At 65.9% G+C, this 18,019-nt stretch carries 16 protein-coding genes; 3 read left to right on the forward strand and 13 right to left on the reverse strand.

Features of this window, described 5'->3' with window-relative positions; translation table 11 throughout:
• Nucleotides 1-43 precede the first annotated feature (43 nt).
• The 8 genes from NMG10_RS17600 to NMG10_RS17635 form a co-directional block, all read right to left on the reverse strand.
• The gene (locus NMG10_RS17600; RefSeq protein ID WP_254464812.1) at nucleotides 44-991 is read right to left on the reverse strand and encodes a carbohydrate kinase; all 948 of its coding nucleotides are present in this window, start codon (nucleotides 989-991) and stop codon (nucleotides 44-46) included.
• Between the two features lie 41 nt (nucleotides 992-1,032).
• Nucleotides 1,033-2,523 (reverse strand): xylulokinase, encoded by a 1,491-nt coding sequence (gene xylB / locus NMG10_RS17605; RefSeq protein WP_254464813.1) that lies wholly within the window; start codon nucleotides 2,521-2,523, stop codon nucleotides 1,033-1,035.
• 16 nt (nucleotides 2,524-2,539) lie between these two features.
• On the reverse strand, nucleotides 2,540-4,015 hold the full coding sequence (locus NMG10_RS17610; protein ID WP_254464814.1) for a mannitol dehydrogenase family protein: 1,476 nt from the start codon (nucleotides 4,013-4,015) through the stop codon (nucleotides 2,540-2,542).
• Nucleotides 4,016-4,380: 365 nt separating this feature from the next.
• The gene (locus NMG10_RS17615; RefSeq protein WP_254464815.1) at nucleotides 4,381-5,493 is read right to left on the reverse strand and encodes an ABC transporter ATP-binding protein; all 1,113 of its coding nucleotides are present in this window, start codon (nucleotides 5,491-5,493) and stop codon (nucleotides 4,381-4,383) included.
• Nucleotides 5,494-5,673: 180 nt separating this feature from the next.
• A complete protein-coding gene (locus tag NMG10_RS17620; RefSeq protein ID WP_011533227.1) occupies nucleotides 5,674-6,507 on the reverse strand; it encodes a carbohydrate ABC transporter permease in 834 nt (277 codons plus the stop codon).
• Nucleotides 6,508-6,517: 10 nt separating this feature from the next.
• Nucleotides 6,518-7,441, reverse strand: a complete 924-nt coding sequence (locus NMG10_RS17625; protein WP_203647207.1) for a carbohydrate ABC transporter permease — start codon at nucleotides 7,439-7,441, stop codon at nucleotides 6,518-6,520.
• A 70-nt stretch (nucleotides 7,442-7,511) separates the two neighbouring features.
• Complete coding sequence (locus tag NMG10_RS17630) at nucleotides 7,512-8,822, reverse strand: sugar ABC transporter substrate-binding protein (RefSeq protein ID WP_254464816.1); 1,311 nt, start codon at nucleotides 8,820-8,822, stop codon at nucleotides 7,512-7,514.
• A 264-nt stretch (nucleotides 8,823-9,086) separates the two neighbouring features.
• Complete coding sequence (locus NMG10_RS17635) at nucleotides 9,087-9,992, reverse strand: AraC family transcriptional regulator (RefSeq protein ID WP_232857120.1); 906 nt, start codon at nucleotides 9,990-9,992, stop codon at nucleotides 9,087-9,089.
• A gap of 408 nt (nucleotides 9,993-10,400) precedes the next feature.
• Here NMG10_RS17635 and NMG10_RS17640 point away from each other — a divergent pair, with 408 nt between their 5' ends.
• On the forward strand, nucleotides 10,401-10,697 hold the full coding sequence (locus NMG10_RS17640; protein ID WP_203647204.1) for a DUF3077 domain-containing protein: 297 nt from the start codon (nucleotides 10,401-10,403) through the stop codon (nucleotides 10,695-10,697).
• A 184-nt stretch (nucleotides 10,698-10,881) separates the two neighbouring features.
• On the opposite strand, the gene lpxO is transcribed toward NMG10_RS17640, so the two are convergent.
• Entirely contained in the window at nucleotides 10,882-11,781 is a 900-nt protein-coding gene (lpxO, locus tag NMG10_RS17645) for a lipid A hydroxylase LpxO (RefSeq protein WP_028691801.1), read from the reverse strand.
• Between the two features lie 215 nt (nucleotides 11,782-11,996).
• On the opposite strand from lpxO, the gene thpR reads away from it, so the two are divergent.
• Entirely contained in the window at nucleotides 11,997-12,542 is a 546-nt protein-coding gene (gene thpR, locus NMG10_RS17650; protein ID WP_254464817.1) for an RNA 2',3'-cyclic phosphodiesterase, read from the forward strand.
• 7 nt (nucleotides 12,543-12,549) lie between these two features.
• Here thpR and NMG10_RS17655 read toward each other — a convergent pair whose 3' ends face one another.
• The 4 genes from NMG10_RS17655 to NMG10_RS17670 all read right to left on the reverse strand — a co-directional run bounded on the left by NMG10_RS17655 (nucleotide 12,550) and on the right by NMG10_RS17670 (nucleotide 17,270).
• Nucleotides 12,550-14,976 carry a TonB-dependent receptor gene (locus tag NMG10_RS17655; protein ID WP_254464818.1) on the reverse strand — a complete coding sequence of 809 codons (2,427 nt, stop codon included), beginning with the start codon at nucleotides 14,974-14,976 and terminating at the stop codon, nucleotides 12,550-12,552.
• A 91-nt stretch (nucleotides 14,977-15,067) separates the two neighbouring features.
• Entirely contained in the window at nucleotides 15,068-16,045 is a 978-nt protein-coding gene (locus NMG10_RS17660) for a FecR domain-containing protein (RefSeq protein WP_254464819.1), read from the reverse strand.
• On the reverse strand, nucleotides 16,042-16,548 hold the full coding sequence (locus NMG10_RS17665; RefSeq protein WP_254464820.1) for a sigma-70 family RNA polymerase sigma factor: 507 nt from the start codon (nucleotides 16,546-16,548) through the stop codon (nucleotides 16,042-16,044). The genes NMG10_RS17660 and NMG10_RS17665 overlap by 4 nt, the downstream gene beginning before the upstream one ends.
• A gap of 122 nt (nucleotides 16,549-16,670) precedes the next feature.
• Nucleotides 16,671-17,270, reverse strand: coding sequence for an NAD(P)H-dependent oxidoreductase (locus NMG10_RS17670; RefSeq protein ID WP_254464821.1), 600 nt, complete (start codon nucleotides 17,268-17,270; stop codon nucleotides 16,671-16,673).
• Between the two features lie 93 nt (nucleotides 17,271-17,363).
• Here NMG10_RS17670 and NMG10_RS17675 point away from each other — a divergent pair, with 93 nt between their 5' ends.
• The gene (locus NMG10_RS17675) at nucleotides 17,364-17,960 is read left to right on the forward strand and encodes a TetR/AcrR family transcriptional regulator (RefSeq protein ID WP_254464822.1); all 597 of its coding nucleotides are present in this window, start codon (nucleotides 17,364-17,366) and stop codon (nucleotides 17,958-17,960) included.
• Nucleotides 17,961-18,019 lie beyond the last annotated feature (59 nt).

Here is an 18,019-nt window from a genome sequence, read left to right on the forward strand (position 1 = left end):
GCCTGGGCGTGCCTCATCGCGGGGCCAGCCCAGGCTGCTGGCATCATGAGCGCATGGGCGGCAGTTCGCGTTCGAAAGGCAGATCCGGGCCTGCCCGTGAGCAGGTGATCGCGGCGGCATGGATCGCGTAGGCGAGGATTGCATCAATGGTTTCATGGGGGAGCTTCGCCACACCGGCCGGGCTGTCTGCACCGAGGCGAGCCAGGTGGGCGAGCACGGCGGCTTGGAAGGTGTCACCGGCGCCAACGGTGTCGTGTACCGGCAATGAGGTATCCGCCGGGCGCTGCCATGAACCCTGTGCGCAATGCACACTGGCACCGTCAGCACCGTGAGTGACAAAAACCAACCGGCAGCGTTCGTTAAGCCAGCCTCGCGCCACATCACGAGTCTCCCGCCCCGGATAGAGCAAGGCGATGTCTTCCTCACTGGCCTTGATCACATGCGCATGGCCGGCAAAAGCCTCCACCTGCCGCCGCCACAGCGCTACATCCGGCTGCGGATCAAGCCGCACATTCGGATCCAGGCTGATCAGCCGCCGGTCCCGCTCGCGCTCTACCAGCGTCATCAGGGTATCGGCCACGGGCTTCACCACCAGGGTGTAGGAGCCCACATGCAACCCCCGCACACGCTCATCCAGCTCCGGCAGATGCGCCAGCGTCACCTGCCGGTCCGCACACCCTTCACCGCGAAACTGATACTGCGCCGAGCCATTGGCATCCAGCCCGACCATGGCCAGGGTGGTCGGTGCATCGCTGGTCACCACGTAGCGGCAGTCCACCCGTTCCTCGTCCAGCACCCGGCGTAGCCGGGCACCGAGGTAGTCGCTGGACAACCCGCCAAACAACGCCGACGCCACGCCCAACCGGCGCAGGCCGACGGCCACGTTGAACGGCGATCCGCCGGCAATCGCGGTAAACCCCAGCTCGCTGCTGCGGCTGCTGTTTTCCACGCTGAAGACATCGAACAGGGCCTCGCCACACACCAGGTACATGCAGTTCTCCAGAACGAAAGATTAGGGAAGGATACCCGCACTCAGCGTGCAGGCAGTTGCTCCCGATAGCGTTGATAGGCGGCCTCGTACTCGGCCTGTTGCGCCGGGCGGGGCAGGGTTCGGGTGCTTTCGTCGAGGGCGACGCAGCGTTTGCACAGGGTTTCGAGGCTGTCGCCCTGGCCCAGTTGGCGACCGAGGCTCCAGGCGGCCTGGATCGCGGCGCCCAGGGCGGCGGCTTCGGTCTGTTGGGGGCATACCACCGGCAGGCCCAGCAGGTCGGCCAGTGTCTGGCGCCACAGCGGGCTTTTCGCCGCGCCGCCGACCAGGCGGATTTCGCTGCCTGGCAGGCCGCTGGCGCGCAGCAGGTCGAGGCCGTAACGCAGGCTGAAGCAGGTGCCTTCGAGCACGGCGCGGCAGAGGTTGGCGCGGGTCAGGTTGGCGCTGGTCATGCCGTGCAGGCTGGCCGTGGCTTCGGGCAAGGCGGGCACGCGTTCGCCGTCGAAGAAGGGCAGCATCAGCAGGCCGTCGGCGCCGATCGGGGCTTGGGTGGCGAGGGCGCTGAAACGGTCGAGGTCGAGCTCCAGCAGGTCGCGCACCAGGGCGCAGGCGCTGGTGAGGTTCATGGTGCAGATCAACGGCAGCCAGCCGCCGCTGGAGGCGCAGAAGGTCGCGACTTCGCCCTGGGCGCTGACGTGGGGCTGGTCGGCGTAGGCGGCCAGGGTGCCGGAGGTGCCGAGGCTCAGGGTGATCATGCCGGGGGCGATATTGCCGGTGCCGATGGCGCCGAGCATGTTGTCGCCGCCGCCCGTGGCCACCCAGGTCTGTGGGCTCAGGCCGAGTGCAGTGGCGATCTGTTCGCGCAGGGTGCCGATGCAATCGCCTGATTCGACCAGCTCAGGTAGCGCCGCCAAAAGACGCTCGCCGGGCTCGATGTGCTGAAGGACATCGGGCGCCCAGGTTCTTTGGCGCACATCGTAGTAGCCGGTGCCGGAGGCGTCGCCGGGCTCCGTGCAGGCACGACCGGTCAGCCAGTAATTCAGGTAGTCGTGGGGCAGCAGGACATGGGCGAGGCGGGCGAACAGCTCGGGGTGTTTGCGCTTGGTCCACAGTAATTTGGACAGGGTATAGCCCGGCGCGATCACCAACCCGAGGCGTTCGAGCGAGCCTTGGGCGCCGCCGAGGGCATCGAGCAGTGTCTGGTTCTCGGGCGCGCTCTCGGTGTCGCACCAGAGCTTGGCCGGGCGCAGCACCTGGCCCTGGGCGTCGAGCATCACCAGGCCGTGCTGCTGGCCGGACACCGCCAGTGCGCGGATCGCCTGGCCATCCACACGGGCTTCTCGCAAGGCAGCGGACACCGCCCCACGCAGGGCCTCCAGCCAGTCGGCGGGGGCCTGCTCGCGCCTGCCATCGCGGCCTTGGGGCGGCGCATGGGCGGCGCTGCCCAGGCCGAGCACCTGGCCGTTGCCGGCGTCCAGCGCCAGGACCTTGGTGCCCTGGGTGCCGCAGTCGATGCCGAGGAACAATCCGTCCATTTCGAAACACTCCGTATCAGTCACCGAGGACCTGGCGCAGGGTTTCACCCACGCCGACTTCGCGCAAGCTGTCGTACAGGCGCTCGAAGGCGCTGACAAAAGCCTTGGACGCAGGGATGGCGCTACCGAAGATCGCCTCGTCGCCCAGTACCCGGGCGGCCAGGCCGTCGCGCTGCACCACCCGGGCCTGGCAGTCGGCGGCGCGGGGGTCGGGGATGCTGTAGCGGTTGCCGTGCTCGTCTTCGCCGCGCAGGTACAGGGCCCAGGCGGCCACCACCAGGGCCACGCGCTCCAGCGGCTTGCCGTCGGCGATCAGGCGGTTGGCGGTGGGCACGATGAACTTGGGGAACTTCGACGAGCCGTCGGAGCACACGCGCTCCAGCTGGTCGGCGATGGCGCGGTTGGCGAAGCGTTCGCCGAGGCTTTGCTTGTAGCGCTCAAGATCAATGCCGGGCACCGGGGCCAGTTGCGGGGTTACGTCCTGGTCCATGAAGGTGCGCATGTAGCGGCGCAGCAGCGGGTCGGCGAGGGTTTCGTGGACGAAACGGTAGCCTTGCAGGAAGCCCAGGTAGGTGAGGGCCAGGTGGCTGCCATTGAGCAGCTTGATCTTCATCTCTTCATAGGGGGTGACGTCGCGGGTGAACTGCACGCCGACCTTTTCCCAGGCCGGGCGACCGGCGACGAAGTTATCTTCCACCACCCATTGCAGAAAAGGCTCGCACACCACCGGCCAGGCATCGTCGACGCCGTGGCGCTCGCGCAGTTGCTGGCAGTGGGCGGGGCTGGTCATCGGGGTGATGCGGTCGACCATGGCGTTGGGGAAGCTGACGTGGCTGGCGATCCAGTCGGCCAGGTCGGGGTCGAGGCGCTGGGCGAAGGCCAACAGGGCCTTGCGGGCGACGTCGCCGTTGTGCGGGAGGTTGTCGCAGGACATTACGGTGAACGGGCCGGTGCCAGATTCGCGGCGGCGGCGCAGGGCTTCGCAGAGGTAGCCGAACACGCTTTGCGGGGATTGCGGGTTGGCCAGGTCGTGCTGGATCTGTGGCAGGTCGGCGCGGAACTCGCCGGTGCTGTCGTCGATGCAGTAGCCGCCTTCGGTGATGGTCAGCGAGACGATGCGGATGCCGGGTTCGGCCAGTTTGGCGAGCAGCGGTTCGGCGCCGTCCTCGGCCAGCAGCATGCCGTTGATGGCGGCGATTGCGCGTACCTTGGTGTCGGGCTGGTCGCCCAGTTCGAACAGGGTGTAGAGGTGGTCCTGGCCGGCCAGGGCGTCGCGCATGGCGCGGTCTTCACTGCGCAAACCGACGCCGCAGATGGCCCAGTCGAGGCCTTCGCCGCAGTTCATCAGGGCGTCGGTGTAGGCGGCCTGGTGGGCGCGGTGGAAGCCGCCGACGCCGATGTGGGCGATGCCCTGGCGTAGTTGGGTTGGGTCGTAGCTGGGGCGGGCGACGGAGGGGGGCAATTGGGTGAGGTTGGGGTGGTTCAATTTCATCCTGGAGCATCCCTTTGGAGGTCATGTGTGGATCGCGTGATGGCGGCGATGTGCCTGGCGGGAGCCTTGTGGCGTTCTTGAGATCGAGCGCCGCCCGCGCGGCGCATCGCGGCACAAGGCCGCTCCTACATCTGTTTCGGGCCAGTCAATCCTGCGCCATTGCCTGGTCCGCCTTGTTGGCTCGACGCGCTTTCAGCGTGGGCACCACTGCCGCTCCACCTGTCTCAAGGCATGCGCCAAGGCGGGCAGAGGTACCCTTACAGGACTCACTGGCCCGAAACAGATGTAGGAGCGGCCTTGTGCCGCGATGCGCCGCGCGGGCGGCGCTCGATCTCATAGGCGCCACAACCCTCCCGCCGAACACCTCAGGCCACCTGCCGCAATCGCTTGTCGATCGCCTGCCCATTGCTATCAAACAGATGGCAATGGCCCGGATCGAAGCTCAGTTCCAACCCCTCACCAAACCCCGGCGCAAAGTCCCCGCGCACCCGCACGGTCAGCATCTCTCCGGAGGCCGCGCGCACATGGCAATAACTGTCGCTGCCCAGTCGTTCGCTGACATCGGCAGTCACCTGCAACGAGCCCTGGGTACCTTGCCCGGCGCGATCAATGTTCAGATGCTCGGGACGAATCCCCAGCGTCACCTGGCTGCCGGTATGCAACTCCCCCGCGCACAGCGGCAAGGCGATGCGAGCGCCGCACTCCAGCGCCACCTCGCACTGTTTACCCTGGTTGCGACTCAGGTGCCCACGCAAAAAGCCCATCTTCGGTGTCCCCAGAAACCCCGCGACAAACAGATTGGCCGGATGGTGGTACAGCTCCAGCGGCGAGCCGACCTGCTCGATGCGCCCGCCGTTGAGCACCACCACCTTGTCGGCCAGGGTCATCGCCTCGACCTGGTCATGGGTCACGTAGATCATGGTCGCGGCCAGCTCCTGATGCAGCCGCGCCAGTTCCAGGCGCATCTGCACGCGCAGGGCGGCGTCGAGGTTGGACAATGGCTCGTCGAACAGGAAGATCTTCGGATTGCGCACGATCGCCCGGCCGATCGCCACCCGCTGGCGCTGGCCGCCGGAGAGCTGGCGGGGCTTGCGTTCGAGCAGCGGTTGCAGTTCGAGGATGCGCGCGGCGTTGTCGACCTTGGCGCTGACTTCCTGCTTGCCGACCCCGGCCAGGTCCAGGGCGAACGACAGGTTCTTGCGCACGGTCATGTGCGGATACAGGGCGTAGGTCTGGAACACCATGGCCAGGTCGCGCTTGGCCGGGGCGGTGTCGGTGATGTCGGCGCCGTCGAGGGTGATGCTGCCGCTGCTGACCTCCTCGAGACCGGCGATCAGGCGCAGCAGGGTGGACTTGCCGCAGCCGGAGGGGCCGACGAACACCACGAACTCGCGGTCGCGCACGTCCAGGTCAATGCCCTTGATGATGGCGTGGCCATCGAAGCCTTTGTGCAGGTTGCGGATTTTCAGGTCAGCCATGGGGGGTGTCCTTCAGGGGAGTGGGGTAAGGCCTTTGGGCATGTATGAAGGCTGCTGATGCTGGGACCGCTTCGCGGTCCTTTCGCGGCGCAAGGCCGCTCCTACAGGAGATCGCGCGCCCCTGTTGTAGGAGCGGCCTTGTGCCGCGAAAGGGCTGCAAAGCAGCCCCAGATAGCGGGATCATTTGACAGCCCCAAACGAAAGCCCGCGCACCAACTGCTTCTGGCTGATCCAGCCAAAGATCAGGATCGGCGCGCAGGCCAGGGTCGAGACGGCCGAGAGCTTGGCCCAGAACAGCCCTTCAGGGCTCGAATAGGAAGCCACCAGCGCCGTCAACGGCGCGGCGGCGGACGAGGTCAGGTTCAGCGACCAGAACGCCTCGTTCCAGCACAGGATCAGCGACAGCAGCAGGGTCGAAGCCAGCCCGCCGCGGGCGATCGGCAGCAGCACGCGGACGATCTCCTGCCAGGTGCCGGCGCCATCCAGCCGCGCGGCTTCGAGGATGTCCACGGGGATGTCCTTGAAGTAGGTGTACACCATCCACACCACGATCGGCAGGTTGATCAGGGTGTAGACGATGATCAGCGCCAGGCGCGAATCCAGCAGGCCGAACTGCTTGGCCAGCAGGTAGATCGGCATCAAGACGCCCACCGGCGGCAGCATCTTGGTCGACAGCATCCACAGCAGCGTGCGCTTGGTGTGGCGGGTCTCGAAGAAGGCCATCGAGTAGGCCGCAGGCACCGCGATCAGCATGCATAGCAAGGTGGCGGAGAACGAAATCAGCACCGAGTTCCAGGCGTAGGCGAAGTAGTCGCTGCGCTCGTTGATGTGCAGGTAGTTCTCCAGCGTCGGCGCAAAGATGAACTGCGGCGGCGTGGCGAAGGCGTCCAGCTCGGTCTTGAAGCTGGTCAGCAACATCCAGAAGATCGGGAAGAAGATCACCAGGGCGATGGCCCAGCACAGCAGGCCGAGCAGCGCGTTCTTCAGGGTGCGGGTTTGCTTGAGTGTCAGCATGGCGGGCTCCTCAGCTGCGCGCGGTGAGGTTCTTGCCGATCATGCGAACCAGCACGATGGCGGCGATATTGGCGATCAGCACGGCGATCAGGCCACCGGCCGAGGCCATGCCGACGTCGAACTGCAGCAGCGCCTGGTTGTAGATCAGGTAGGCGAGGTTGGTGGACGCGTATCCGGGGCCGCCGCTGGTGGTGGTGAAGATCTCGGCGAACACCGACAGCAGGAAGATGGTCTCGATCATCACCACCACGGCGATCGGCCGCGCCAGGTGCGGCAGGGTCAGGTGCCAGAAGATCGCCAAGGGGCCTGCGCCATCCAGGCGCGCGGCTTCCTTCTGTTCCTGGTCCAGCGACTGCATGGCGGTCATCAGAATCAGGATGGCGAATGGCAGCCACTGCCACGACACGATCAGGATGATCGACAGCAGCGGGTAGTGCGCCAGCCAGTCCACCGGTTGCGCGCCGAACAGGCGCCACACGGCGGCGAGGATGCCCGACACCGGGTGGAAGATCAGGTTCTTCCACAGCAGCGCGCTGACCGTGGGCATGATGAAGAACGGCGAGATCAGCAGCACCCGCACCACGCCGCGGCCCCAGAACTCGCCGGCCTCCAGCAGCGCGGCGATCAGCACGCCGAGCACCACGCTGATCGCCAGCACGCTGCCGACCAGGGTCAGGGTGTTGAGGGCGCCGGGCATGAAGCCGGCGTCGGTGACGAAGAAGGCGAAGTTCTCAAGGCCCACGAACTGGTTTTCGCCCGGGTACAGCAGGTTGTAGCGGATCAGCGAGAAATACAGGGTCATGCCCAGGGGCACGATCATCCACAACAGCAGCAGCGCCACCGAAGGGCTGACCAGGAACCAGCCGGGGCCGACGCGGCGTTTGCCGGGGCGCGCGGTGGCGAGGCTCGGGGTGTCGAGGGCCGAGGTATTCATGGCGACTCCGTGTGCTTCGGAAAGGGGCGGTCACCGCGCCGCAGGCTGGCGCGGTCTACGGCGGTGCGAGCTACTTGGGGTAACCGGCGCGTTTCATCTCGCGTTCGGTGGACTGCTGGGCCGAGGCCAGCACCTGGTCCACTTTCATCTGCCCGGTGAGCGCGGCGGCGAACAGCTTGCCGACCTGGGTGCCGATGGCCTGGAACTCGGGGATGGTCACCAGCTGGATGCCCACGTAAGGCACGGGCTTGAGGGTGGGGTGGTTGGGGTCGACGCGCTTGAGCGATTCCAGCGTGACCTTGGCGAACGGCGCGGCGGCCAGGTACGCGTCGCTGTAGGTCGAGGCGCGGGTGCCCGGTGGCACGTTGGCCACGCCTTCCTGCTCGGCCACCAGCTTGCCGTAGGCCTCGGAGGTGGCCCAGGTGGCGAAGGTCCTGGCGGCGTCCTTGGCCTTGGAGCTGGTGGGGATCGCCAGCGCCCAGGAATACAGCCAGGTGGCGCCCTTGTCGGTGACTTCCTTGGGCGCGAAGGTGAAGCCGACCTGGTCGGCGACCTTGCTCTGGGTCTTGTCGGTGACGAACGAGCCGGCGACGCTGGCATCGACCCACATCGCGCACTTGCCGCTGTTGAACAGCGCGAGGTTTTCGTTGAAGCCGTTGCTGGAGGCGCCGGGCGGGCCGTATTGCTTGAGGGTGTTCACATAGAAATTCAGCGCGTTCTTCCACTCGCTGCCGCTGAACTCGGGCTGCCATTGCTCATTGAACCAGCGCGCGCCGAAGGCGTTGGCCACGGTGCCGATCAGTGCCATGTTTTCGCCCCAACCGGCCTTGCCGCGCAGGCAGATGCCGTACTGGCCCTGGTCGGGGTGGTTGAGCTTGGCGGCGAACTCGCCGAGCTGGGTCCAGGTGGGTTGCTCGGGCATGCTCAGCCCGGCTTTCTCGAACAGGTCCTTGCGGTAGTAGGTGATCGAGGCTTCGGCGTAGAAGGGCAGGGCGTACAGCGTGCCGTTGGCCGACAGGCCGTTGCGCACCGAGGGGAATACATCCTCGAGGTGGTAGTCGGCGGGCAGGTCGGTCATTGGTGCCAGCCAGCCCTTGACGCCCCACAGCGCGGCTTCGTACATGCCGATGGTCAGCACGTCGAACTGGCCGCCCTGGGTGGCGATATCGGTGGTCAGGCGCTGACGCAGCACGTTCTCTTCGAGCACCACCCACTTGAGCTGGATGTCCGGGTGCTGCTGCTCGAACACCTTGGCCAGGCGCTGCATGCGGATCATGTCGTTGTTGTTGACCGTGGCGATGGTCAGGGTCTCGGCGGCCTGGACGTGCAGCGGCAGGCTGAGGCAGGCGGCGGCCAGGCAGGCCTTGATCGAGTCGTTCATCGGTGAACTCCCTCGGGGATGACGTTATTGTTTTTGTGTCGCTCGCTGCCGATTACACCCGCGTACGGCGATGCCGACAAAGCCTGGCCTGCACCAGGACTGATACTTTTTTGCTGTGCGCGCGCCCCCTGTAGGAGCGGCCTTGTGCCGCGAAAGGGCCGCGCAGCGGCCCCAGGATTTCAGCCTTGACGCATCAATCGCCGGGGCCGCTGCGCGCCCCTTTCGCGACACAAGGCCGCTCCTACAAGAGATCGCGTACGACGTTCAGCCCCGGTTCTGCTCGGTCAGCCGCTGCGTCACCAGGCTGCGGTAATCGGAGGGTGTCATGCCCTTGAGCTGCAAAAACCGCCGGTTGAAGTTCGACAGGTTGCTGAACCCCGACTCGAAGCACACCTCGGTCACCGGCAGCTCGCCCTTGGCCAGCAACTCGCACGACTTGCTCACCCGCAGCCGGTTGACGAACTCGACAAAGCCGCGCCCGGCGGCCTGCTTGAAGAACCGCGAGAAGTACGTCGGCGTCATCCCCAGGTGCTCGGCCACCGCGTTCTGGCTCAGGTCCTGGGCGTAGTGCTGGAAGATGTAGTCCACCGCCCGGTTGATGCGCTCGACATTGTGCTCGTCGGCCAGCTGCGAGGAGGTGACGGTGGACAGCAGTTGGTAGTCGTCACAGGCGGCCAGCTGCTCCATGAGGATAAAAAAGTATCCCAGGCGGGTCATGCCGCGGCTGTCGGCGATGCGTTGCAGCAGCTGGCGGCTCTCCTGGATCAGCGCCGGGTCGCGGAACTCGATGCCATAGCGCGCCCGGGCCAGCAGCGGGGCAAGCTGGGTGAGCTCGGAGAACACCTGGCCGCCGTCCTCGAGCACCTCGTCGGTGAAGTTGACCAGCATGTCGCGCTTGCCCACCACTTCGTCGGGGCCGACCTGGCTGATCCAGTTGTGCGGCAGGTTGGGGCCGGTGAGAAACAGCGTGTCGGGGGCGAAGTTGCCGATGTAGTCGCCGATGAACACCTTGCCGGCGCTGGCGACGATCAGGTGCAGTTCGTATTCCTTGTGAAAGTGCCAGCGCACCAGCGGGCTTGGGAAGCCGTGCTGGCGGTAGATCAGCGAGGCGCCTTCGTGGTCGTCCATCAGCTCGTAGGACGGATCGGTGACTTTGCTCGGTCTGGGCATGGCGGTGGCTGGGCCTGGAGGGCGAGGTGTCATCGTAGCCTGAAGTGCTGGAGCAGGGCAGATGCTTGAAGCGGGTTCCACTCGATGCTGGCCAACATGGCCCTTGTGTGTGGCGATGCGACTTGCCCCGCGATGGGCCTAAGCCGACAACATCTGCAGAAAATTTTGCAGGTCCTACAGCTTTTCTTCCGTTGTTTATGTAGTCCTTTTCCTAAAGGCACCTTTTCCCCTCGGTAGCCCGTTGTAGTGGATTGGCGCTCGCTTTAGTCTCGGCCTGCTCGTCGCGCTTCACCCTCCGGGGTCGACCGGGCCACTGGGCAGCTTACCGCGCAGGGATCGCGCGGTTTGGTCTGGCGGCTCCGAGGGATGAACCGCGACGGGCTCTTTCTTTTTCCAGGGGGCAAGGTCATGGACAAGGACGAACACGCAAAGGGCACCGCAGATCTGAAGATCGTCAGCCTGGCAGGCCGCACCAAGCGCTACTCGGTGCGTGACTGGGTACAGGCGATCCCGGGGTTGCCGACCGAGGACGTGCTGCAGGAGACAACGATCATCCTGGGCTGCATCACCGGGCTGACCTACCAGGCGTTGAGCCAGCCGAAAGACGCACAGACGCTGATGCGGGCGACGTACTACCTCAGCGGCATGGCCAAGGCGATGATCGATGGGCAGTTGCCGGTGAAGCGAGAGCAAGGCGACAGCTGAACTGTCGGCACCAAGGCAAGGGCCGCTTTCGAGCAATCGAGAGCGGCTTTTTTATCGCTGATTTCGTCAGGCAGCATGGCCGAGGATGGCAGCACAGCAAGCCATATTCAGTTGCTCATGGGGCCAGAGTATCCGGGGCAGGGCAAACCCGCTCGCACGTTGCGGGAGCGGGTTTGCTCCGGCGTCAGATGTAGATGAACACCAGCACCAGCGCCGCGACCACCGCCCACTTCTCCAGGTAGTAGCGGGTGCGGTTGCGTTTCTTCATCGCCTTGCCGCGCTCGCGGATCTTGTAGATGCGCGTGAACAGGCGGTTGATGCCGCCGGTCTTGTCGCTGGCATCGTTGGGCGCGGCGGCGGCGGCCATGACGTTGCGGCTGAACCAGCGGTTGAACGCCGCGGCCCAGCGGTACTTGAGCGGGCGCTCGACGTCGCAGAACAGGATGATGCGGTTGTGCTCGGTGGTGTTGGCGGCGTAGTGGATGTAGGTCTCGTCGAACACCACGCCCTCGCCGTCACGCCAGGAGTACTTTTCACCGTCCACGTCGATGTAGCAGCCATCGTCGTTGGGCGTGTCCAGGCCCAGGTGGTAGCGGTAGGAACCGGCGTACGGGTCACGGTGGCGCACCAGCTTGGCGCCTGGCGGCAGGGTGGCGAACATCGCCGCCTTGACTGTGCCGATGCCGGCGAGCAGTTCGGTGGTGCGCGGGCACAGGGTCATCGCCGACGGGTGGCTCTCGCCGTACCATTTCAGGTAGAAGCGCTTCCAGCCGGTCTTGAAGAACGAGTTGAAACCGACGTCGTCGTAGTTGTCGGACTTCTTGATCTCGCCGGCCTGCAACAGCTGCTGGCCTTCCTTGCGGATTTCCTGCCAGTGGTCCTGCAGCACCTGCAGCTCGGGGAAGGCGCTGACCGGCAGGTACGGCTTGGCCGGATGCTTGGAGAACAGGTACAGGAAGGCGTTGACCGGGGCCAGGAAGCTGGAATGATCGCCCAGCTGGCGGGTCAGCTTGTGACGAACCCGACCGCGCAGGTGAACATAGGCGATCGAGAGGACGAAGATCAGTACGAGTGCAATTTTCATGGACGTTTACTTGTCGAAAAATGGCCATGCGCCATGGCGTAAGCCCGCCAGCATAAACAATCGTGGCGCGGGTTTGTACTTATTGTTACGTCTTGTCTGGCCGACTTAGGTGCAATGGCTGACAGGTTGCGCAAACGATTCAACAGCTTGCGTCGCCGTTACGACTGGGTAAAGCACTACACTCGATGGCTCGAACCGCTGTCAGGGAGATTCACATGGTCCAGGATCCGCGCCCCAGCGGCGCGCCGTTCAAACGGCTGTTCTTCGCCTTGCCGGTAGGCGAAGAACAATGCCGTGCGCTGGCGCAGTGGCGACGAGAGCTGAACTTGCGCAGCGGTAAACCTGTGCCTGCGGAGAATTTCCACGTCACCTTGTTGTTCCTCGGTGACGTGGACGCCGAGCAGGTGCCGGCGATCTGCGCGGCGGTCGATCAGCTCAGGCGGCCGGTCGCACCGCCACGCTTGCTGCTCGACCGCCTGCAGGTCTGGCCGCGGGCCAGTGCACTGGTGCTGGAGGCGCAGCAGGCGCCTGCGGCGCTGCTGCAACTGGTGTATGGCCTGCAGCAGGCGCTGTTGCCCCTGGGCGTGGAGGCGGCAAACCGTGAGTATCGCCCGCACCTGACCCTGGCCAGGGACTTTCGCGGCCAGCCGCCAGAGGCCGGCACGGCGCCGGAATTCTTCCTTGCCGCCCGGCACTTCACGCTCTACGAATCGCGCAAGGGCCGTTACTGGCCCTTGGCGCAATGGCCGTTGAGCGCCTGAGCGGCGATCAAAACTCAGGCGTGTACTTGACCGAGAACGTCAGGTTGCGCGGCTCGCCGTAGTTGTTGCTGCCGTTGAGCTGGTTGAAGCCTGCCACCCAGTACTTCTTGTCGAACAGGTTGTAGGCGTTGACCGCCAGACTCACTTCCGGTGTCAGCTGGTAGGCCAGGCGGGCATTCCACACGGTGTAGCCGGGCACCTCATAGGTGCGCTCGTAACCCAGGGTGTGGCTCTGGCTGGTGAAGCCCAGCCCGGTGCTCCAGCGCTGGCCGTCCACGGGTAAGGTGTAGTCGGCCCAGGCGCGCAGCATGTGCTTGGGTGTCCATTGGCTGAATACACGGCCTTCCTCTTCCGGATCGTCGAGGAACTTGGTGGTGTTGTAGGTGTAGCCGGCGAACAGTTGCAGGCCGCTGAGCACTTCGCCGCTGATCTCGGCTTCAATCCCCTGGCTGCGTACCTTGCCCGCCGCCTTGGAGCAGTACCAGTCGTCGCAGGCGAAGCCCGAGGCGACATCGGTGACGGCACGGTTTTTCTGGTCGTAGCGGAACACCGCCAGCGAGGCGTTGACGCGGCCATCGAGCAGTTCGCCTTTCAGGCCGGTTTCATAGTTGCTGCCCAGTACCGGTTTGAGCGCGGCGTTGCCCACGGCGCGTTCGGTCTGCGGAACGAAGACATCGGTATAGCTTGCGTACCAGGCCCATTCGCGGGTCAGGTCGTAGACGAATCCGGCATAGGGCGTGACTTGTCCGGTCTCGGTCATGCGGCTGGTGGGGTAGCGGTTGCCGGGGTCGGTCGGGCTGTTGAAGTCGATCGAATCCCAGCTGTAGTCGAACCAGCTGACCCGGCTGCCGAGTATCAGCGTCAGGTCCTCGACCGGCTTGACGCGCCAGGCGCCATACAGGCCCTTCTGGCGGATATCGTAGCTGGCGCGGTTGGCGCGCGCATTGCTGGAGGCGAGCAGGCCGTCGCGGCTAGGTTCCGGACGGTTGTGATCGATGTCGAAGATGCTGTCATCGGCATCGGCGGCGAAATTTCGCCAGTAGGCATCGTCCGAGGTCAGCTTGGAGTAGTTGCCGCCGAAGGTCACCTCGTGGGCCACGGCACCGGTGTCGAAGTGCCCGACCAGGTTCATGTCCAGGCCCAGCTTGGTGTTGTGAAAGTCGGTGATCCAGTCGGCGTAGGTGATACCGGTGCCGTCGGGCGCCAGGCCTTGGCGGGTGCTCTGCACGCGTTGGTGGGTGGAGGTGTTGGTCTCGTCCATGCGCACGGCGGCGGCCTTGAACGTCCAGTCATCGTCGAAGCGGTGTTCGAGGTCGAGGTAGTAGGTGGTGACGTCGGTTTGCGCGCGGCTCCAGCGCGCGCCGGTGTAGGTCGAGCGGGGCAGGTCGATCGCCTTGCCGTTGGCGTAGCGGGGGATGCCGCGCAGCATTGGCCGCGACTGCTGGCGGTTGTAGCTGATGCCGGCGCCGACGGTGGTGTCGTCGCTCAGGTCGATATCCAGCGCGCCGTACAGGGAGTGCGACTTGCTCCAGGCATAGTCGATGAAGCTGTCGCTCTGGTCCTCGTCGGCGACCATCCGCCCGCGTACCCGGCCATCGGCGGTCAGCGGGCCGCCGGCATCCAGTTGCAGGCCATAGTGGTCCCAGGAACCGGCCTTGCCGGTGACGGTGACGGTCGGTGCGGCCTGGCCACGCTTGCGCACCAGGTTGATCGCGCCGCCCGGGCTGCCGGTGCCTTGCAGCAGGCCGGAGGCGCCGCGCAGGATTTCAACCCGGTCGAAGAACACCAGGTCCTGGGTCGCCCAGTTGCCCAGCGAGTAGTTGTTGCGCGGGATCGGCACGCCGTCGTACTGCCAGTCGTCGATCTGGAAGCCTCGCGAGGTCACCACCACGCCAGGGCCGATGCCCTGGGCGCCGACCAGGCCGGTGGTGTGGTTGAGCGCATCCTGCAGGTCGGTGATGCCCTGGTCGTCCAGCTGCTTGCGGGTGATCACCGTCACCGACTGGGGGATCTCCTTGAGGGTGTGCACGCCCTTGCCCAGGGTCACCGCCCGCGCCGCGTAGGAGCCACTGCCTTCGCTGGTGGCGTCCAGGTAGTTGTCGGTGATGCTGGTGCTGCCCAGCTCCAGCGCCTCACCGCCCTGGCTGACGGGGGCCACGCTGAAGTGGCCGCTGCCGGTGATGCGCAATTGCAGGCCACTGCCGGCCAGCGCGGCCTGCATGGCTTGCTCGGCGCTCATCTGGCCGACCACCGCGGGGGCCTGCTTGCCGCGTACCAGCCCAGGTTCCAGGGCGATGATGGTGCCGCTCTGGCTGGCGATGCGGTTGAGGGTGGTTGCCAGGCTCGCGGCGGGCAGGTCGAACGACAGGGTCTGTGCCTGGGCGAACAGGCTGAAGCTGGTCAGGACGGCGGCAATGGGCCAGGGGTTGCGCACGGAAATCTCCCGGATGTTGTGAGTTGTCAGGAGATAGGTGGGCCGAGAAATGAAAACCGGACACCTTTGCGAATGATTTTCAAAAAAAGTTTCACGTAGCCGCTTTTGGGCCGATCAAGGTCAGCCAGGGGCCGAAGTGCTCGATGCTGACCGGCAGGGTTTCGGCCAGTGCCGAGAGGGCTTGTTGCGGCTGCTCGAGCGGGAACACGCCCTGTACCCGCAAGTCGCGCACCGCCGGGGCCAGGCGCATGTAGCCGCGCTGGTAGGGGCGCAGGGCGTCGACCACCACATGCAGCGGTTCGTCGAGCACTTCCAGGCGGCCCTCCACCCAGGCCGCGCGCTGTTGTTGCTCGCTGCCCAGCCGCTCGATGCCGTTGCTGCGCAGCAGCGCCGCCTGGCCTTGTTGCAGGTCTTGCCAGCGCCCGTCGGGCAGGCTCAGGCGCACGCTGTGTTCGAGTACCACCACGCGGGTTGCGGTGTCTTCCTGGCGGACCAGGAAGCGGGTGCCGAGGGCCTGCACCTGGCCCTGCGCGGTACGCACGCGCAACGGTCGTGCGGCGTCGGCGGCGACCTGGATGACCAGTTCGCCGTGGCGCAGCAGCACCAGGCGTTGGCGGGCATCGAAACGCAGGTCCACGGCGCTGGCGCTGTTGAGGCTCAGCCGGCTGCCGTCGGCCAGGGTGAAGCTGCGCCGCTCGCCGCTGGCGGTGTGCAGGTCGGCCAGCCAGCCCTGGGTGGCGTCGCTGCGCCAGCCGCCCCAGAGCGCCCCGCCAAGCAGGCCGAGGCTGGCCAGGGCGCCCAGCACTTCGCGACGTGAATGGCTCGGTTGCAGCAGCACCCGGCGCGCCTCGGCGGCCTGTCCGGGGGCCCGTTGCTCGAGGGCGCGCAGGGTCGCGCAGGGCTTGCCCAGGCGCTGTTGCAGCCGGTCCCAGGCTTGCTGGTGCGCCGGGTCCTGGCGCAGCCACTGCTCCAGCTGGCGCAACAGCGCATCGTCCGGCGCGCGGGCATTGAGTGCCACCATCCAGTCGATGGCCTGCTCGCCGATCGGGTCCAGGCTGCGGGCGCTCATGGTTGTACTTCGCACAGGTAGCATTGGCGCAGGGCCTGCTTCATGTAGCGGCTGACGGTGCGTTCGCAGATCTGCAGGCGGGCGGCGATCTCGACATAGCTCATGCCGTCGAGCTGGCTGTAGAGGAAAGCGGCCTTGACCATGGCGGGCAGGCCGTCCAGCACCTGGTCGATGGTCACCAGCGCTTCGATCAGCAGCAATTGCTCTTCGGCCGATGGGGCGACTTGTTCAGGCAATAGCGCCAGGCGCTCGAGGTAGGCCAGTTCCAGTTGACGGCGACGGTGGCGGTCGAAGATCAGCCGCCGGGCGATGGTCGACAGGTAGGCGCGAGGTTGCTGGATGCTGTCCGGATCGACCTGCGCGCCGAGCATCTGGCAGAACGCCTCGGCGGCGGTGTCCTCGGCGTCGGCACGGTTGCGCAGGCGTTTGTGGATGTGTTGGAGCAGCCAGCGATGGTGGTCGCTGAAGAAGAAGCCCAGCTTGCGGGTCGAGGTGCTGTCCAACGGTGGCTATCCAGTTGTGAGTGTGAATCGTTCTCAATGGTAGCCGGGAGGTTCATCGTCTCGCAATGGGGCATGTCACAACAATTCGCGCCGCTGCCTGCGCAGCGGCGCGCGCTGGCGCATCAGGCCGCAGCTTCCTGGCCTGCGAACAGGGTCAGCCCCAGTTGACGGGCTTGTGGCAGGAGGCTGGCGGGGGCTGCGCCTTCACTGTCGGTGAACAGGGTCGAACTGATGACCCGGGCACCGCAGTAGTCGAAGATACCGTGCTCGATCTGCACGCGCATGGCCTCGCCATAGCCATGGCGTTCGAAGGTGCCGGCGTCGGCGCCGGCCACGCCGACCAGGTGCGCGGTCATCCCGTGCAGCAGCTTGGTGGTGCTGCCGTCGGCGGCCTGGTCGAAGGCCCAGCCGTTGCTGAACACCCGCTCGACCCAGCCCTTGAGCAGGGCCGGCAGCGACCACCAGTAGATGGGGTAGACCATGACCACGGTGTCGGCCCGCTCGATGCGCGCCTGTTCGGCCAGCACATCGGCTGGTGGCTTGCCCAGACGACGGTGCACGGCGTGGTCGGCCAGGCTGAAGCGTGGGTCGAAGCCTTCGCTGGCCAGGTCGGCGAACTCGCTGGTATGGCCGGCGGCGCGCAGGCCCTCGGCGACCTGCTGGGCGAGGGCGTGGGTGAGGGAGTCGGGGTCGTGGTGACCGATGACGATCAGGGCATGCATGGTGGAATCTCCAGAATCAGGATGCAGGGACACCGGGAGCGTTATATACTCGAGGTAAGTTACTCTTAGTAAGTTACTTTTGGTAGGTAAGCGATGTCAAGCGAGGAAAAGACCGCGCCGCGCAAACGCCTGTCCCGCGAGGAGCGCCGCCGTCAGTTGCTGGATGTGGCCTGGCGGCTGGTTCGTGAGGAGGGCACCGATGCCCTGAGCCTGGGGCGCCTGGCCGAGCAGGCCGGGGTGACCAAGCCGGTGGTGTACGACCATTTCGAGACCCGCAACGGCTTGTTGCTGGCGCTGTACCAGGAATACGACGCCCGTCAGACGGCCATGCTCGACAAGGCCCTGGCCGGTTGTCCGGCGGGCCTGCCGGAGCGGGCCTGGGTGATTGCCGAGGCCTATGTGGACTGCGTGGCGACCCAGGGCCGGGAGATCCCCGGGGTCAGCGCCGCGCTGGCCGGCTCGCCGGAGCTGGAGGCGCTCAAGCGTGGTTATGACGGGCCGTTCATGGATAAATGCCGTGAAGCGCTGCTGCCGTTCGCGCCGGGTGGCGATATCGGCGTGGCCGGGTTGTGGGTGCTGGTGGGGGCGGCGGATGCGCTGTCCCTGGCGGCGGCGGCCGGGGAGCTGACGGCTGAAGCAGCCAAGCGCGAGCTGCAGGCGACCATTGTGGCGATGGTTTTGCGCCAGTAGGCGATCATCCTGCAAGTGATTTTTGTAGTGGATCGCGTGACCTGCGTGGGAGCGGGCTT

The organism is Pseudomonas sp. DVZ6, assembly GCF_024259445.1.
In the GTDB taxonomy this organism is placed as follows: Bacteria; Pseudomonadota; Gammaproteobacteria; order Pseudomonadales; family Pseudomonadaceae; genus Aquipseudomonas; species Aquipseudomonas peradeniyensis.

Coding starts and splice junctions, on each gene's coding strand:
- NMG10_RS17610 (WP_254464814.1), bottom strand. CDS start 4,015: ATGAAATTGAACCACCCCAACCTCACCCAATTGCCCCCCTCCGTCGCC.
- NMG10_RS17640 (WP_203647204.1), top strand. CDS start 10,401: ATGGACAAGGACGAACACGCAAAGGGCACCGCAGATCTGAAGATCGTC.
- NMG10_RS17615 (WP_254464815.1), bottom strand. CDS start 5,493: ATGGCTGACCTGAAAATCCGCAACCTGCACAAAGGCTTCGATGGCCAC.
- lpxO (WP_028691801.1), bottom strand. CDS start 11,781: ATGAAAATTGCACTCGTACTGATCTTCGTCCTCTCGATCGCCTATGTT.
- NMG10_RS17620 (WP_011533227.1), bottom strand. CDS start 6,507: ATGCTGACACTCAAGCAAACCCGCACCCTGAAGAACGCGCTGCTCGGC.
- NMG10_RS17670 (WP_254464821.1), bottom strand. CDS start 17,270: ATGCATGCCCTGATCGTCATCGGTCACCACGACCCCGACTCCCTCACC.
- thpR (WP_254464817.1), top strand. CDS start 11,997: ATGGTCCAGGATCCGCGCCCCAGCGGCGCGCCGTTCAAACGGCTGTTC.
- NMG10_RS17675 (WP_254464822.1), top strand. CDS start 17,364: ATGTCAAGCGAGGAAAAGACCGCGCCGCGCAAACGCCTGTCCCGCGAG.
- NMG10_RS17660 (WP_254464819.1), bottom strand. CDS start 16,045: ATGAGCGCCCGCAGCCTGGACCCGATCGGCGAGCAGGCCATCGACTGG.
- xylB (WP_254464813.1), bottom strand. CDS start 2,523: ATGGACGGATTGTTCCTCGGCATCGACTGCGGCACCCAGGGCACCAAG.
- NMG10_RS17600 (WP_254464812.1), bottom strand. CDS start 991: ATGTACCTGGTGTGTGGCGAGGCCCTGTTCGATGTCTTCAGCGTGGAA.
- NMG10_RS17635 (WP_232857120.1), bottom strand. CDS start 9,992: ATGCCCAGACCGAGCAAAGTCACCGATCCGTCCTACGAGCTGATGGAC.
- NMG10_RS17630 (WP_254464816.1), bottom strand. CDS start 8,822: ATGAACGACTCGATCAAGGCCTGCCTGGCCGCCGCCTGCCTCAGCCTG.
- NMG10_RS17625 (WP_203647207.1), bottom strand. CDS start 7,441: ATGAATACCTCGGCCCTCGACACCCCGAGCCTCGCCACCGCGCGCCCC.